Here is a 2,057-nt window from a genome sequence, read left to right as displayed (position 1 = left end):
CTGGTCGCCTCGCGCGGGGTGCGCAGCCGCGGGGGGGCGCCCGCGCCCGCCCGGGCCTGAGCCCGACGGCGCTCCCCCTCCGAGGACCTCAGCCCTCGCCGCCCTCCCGGCCGGCCTTGACGACGAGCACGGGCGCCTCGGCGCCGAGGATGACGCGCTGGGCGGTGCTGCCGAGGAGGAACTTGCCCACGGGCGAGCGCCGCCGCGTGCCGACGACGACCAGGTCGGCGCCCTCGGCGACGACCGCGTCGAGGAGCGCGTCGACCGGCTCCTGGTGCTCCGGGCGCGGCAGCACCCGGACGGCCGCCGGCGCCGGCTGCAGGCCGGCGACCGCGTGCCGGGCCGCCTCGCCGTGGTCGTCGCGCGCGCCCAGGTCGAGGACCGCCAGCGGCAGGTCGCGCAGCTGCGCCTCGACCGCGCCGCGCTCGAGCGCCGCAGCCCCCTCCGCCGTGCCCGACCAGCCCACGAGGACCACCACGACGACCACCTCCGCACCGGCCCGGCGGCTCGTCCGCCCGGCTCAGCACTTGCTACCACGCGCCGCCGACGGCGCAGGCGCCCGCGCCGTGTCGCGCACGTCACGCGTCCGCTCCCCGGCCGGGCCGCCTCCGGGCGCTCCCGGTGCGGGTACCGTCCCCGCCGACGAGGAGCGGCGTCGTGGCCGGGACCGGTGGTGGCCGGTCGGGGCGGCGGCCGACGAGAGCGGCCCCGAGGGCCCCGGACGAGGAGTGGCATCGTGCGACGACGCGCGCGTGCGGTCATCGGGGTGGCGCTGCTCGTGCCCCTCGTCGGGGCGGCGGCCTGGGACGCCCGCAGCGCGGGCACCCTCTCGGGGGCCCGCACCGGCCTGACGATCATCGCGCCGGCCTCGCCCGGCGGCGGGTGGGACACCCTCGCCCGCCGGCTGCAGGGGACGATGCGGGAGACCGGCGTCGTGACGAACCCGCAGGTCGTCAACATCACCGGGGCCGCGGGCACCATCGGGCTGGCCCAGCTGCAGCAGATGGAGGGCCGGGGCGACGTCCTCATGGTCACCGGGACCGTCATGGTCGGCGGCGTCGAGATCAACGACAGCCCGGTGGGCTTCGACGACGTCACGCCGATCGCGCGGACGACCGACGACTACGAGGTCGTGGTCGTGCCGGCGGACTCGCCGCTGGAGTCGGTCGACGACCTCGTCGCGGCCTGGCAGGAGGACCCGGGCGCCGTCGCCGTCGGCGGCGGCTCGCTCGGCGGCACCGACCAGCTCCTCGCGGCGCAGCTCGCCCTCGAGGTGGGCGTGCCCGCCACGGAGGTCAACTACATCGCCTACTCCGGCGGCGGCGAGGCCATCCAGGCGCTCCTGTCCGGCGCCAGCGACGTCGGCATCAGCGGCTACAACGAGTTCGCCGACCAGATCGAGGCCGGGACGCTGCGGGCCCTCGCCATGTCGGCGCCCGAGCCGCAGCCCGAGGTCGGCATCCCGACGCTCTACGAGCTCGGCTACGACGTGCACCAGGGCAACTGGCGCGGCGTCCTCGCACCGCCCGGCCTCACGGACGAGGAGCGGCAGGAGCTCACCGACATCGTCTCCGAGACGCTCGCCACCCCGGAGTGGCAGCAGGTGCTCGAGACGAACGCGTGGGTGGACGCCGAGCTCACCGGTGACGACTTCACGACGTTCATCGACGAGGAGGTCGCCCGCATCCAGGCGATCCTCGAGGAGGCGGGCCTGTGACCACCCCCGCGGGCACCGACCGCCCGGGCCGCCCCGTGGGCGGCGAGGCCGACGACGTCGCCGGTGGCACGAGCGAGCGCGCGCCCCTCGCGGCGCCCGAGCCGTCGCGGGGGTCGCCCGCGATGGCGCTCGTCGTCACGGCCTTCGCCCTGTACCTGACGTACGGCCTCGTCGTCATGGACGCCAACACGAGCAGCGAGGGCGGCCCGGGGCCGCGCTTCTTCCCCGCGCTGGTGCTCGTCCTCGCGTGGGCGGTGGCGGCGGGCCTCTGGGTCGACGTCGTCCGCCAGCGCCGGGCGGCGCGGCGGGACGCGGCGGGCCGTGAGGGCGGGGCGGCGCC

Annotated in this window: 1 protein-coding gene and 2 pseudogenes; 2 read left to right on the top strand and 1 reads right to left on the bottom strand. The window is 77.6% G+C overall.

Annotated elements, in window-relative coordinates:
* Positions 1-88: 88 nt before the first annotated feature.
* Positions 89-496, bottom strand: a pseudogene (locus tag HLB09_RS16205) (universal stress protein); the annotation flags it as partial.
* Positions 497-736: 240 nt separating this feature from the next.
* On the opposite strand from HLB09_RS16205, the gene HLB09_RS16200 reads away from it, so the two are divergent.
* Together HLB09_RS16200 and HLB09_RS16195 are read left to right on the top strand one after the other, a co-directional pair.
* Positions 737-1,717, top strand: coding sequence for a Bug family tripartite tricarboxylate transporter substrate binding protein (locus HLB09_RS16200; RefSeq protein ID WP_171204338.1), 981 nt, complete (start codon positions 737-739; stop codon positions 1,715-1,717).
* Positions 1,714-2,057: pseudogene (locus HLB09_RS16195) on the top strand (hypothetical protein); the annotation flags it as partial. The gene HLB09_RS16200 and the pseudogene HLB09_RS16195, both read left to right, overlap by 4 nt.

This window comes from Pseudokineococcus marinus (genome assembly GCF_013004605.1).
In the GTDB taxonomy this organism is placed as follows: domain Bacteria; phylum Actinomycetota; class Actinomycetes; order Actinomycetales; family Quadrisphaeraceae; genus Pseudokineococcus; species Pseudokineococcus marinus.
The sequence above is the reverse complement of the archived record's forward strand: the minus strand, read 5'-3'. Positions and strand labels throughout refer to the sequence as shown.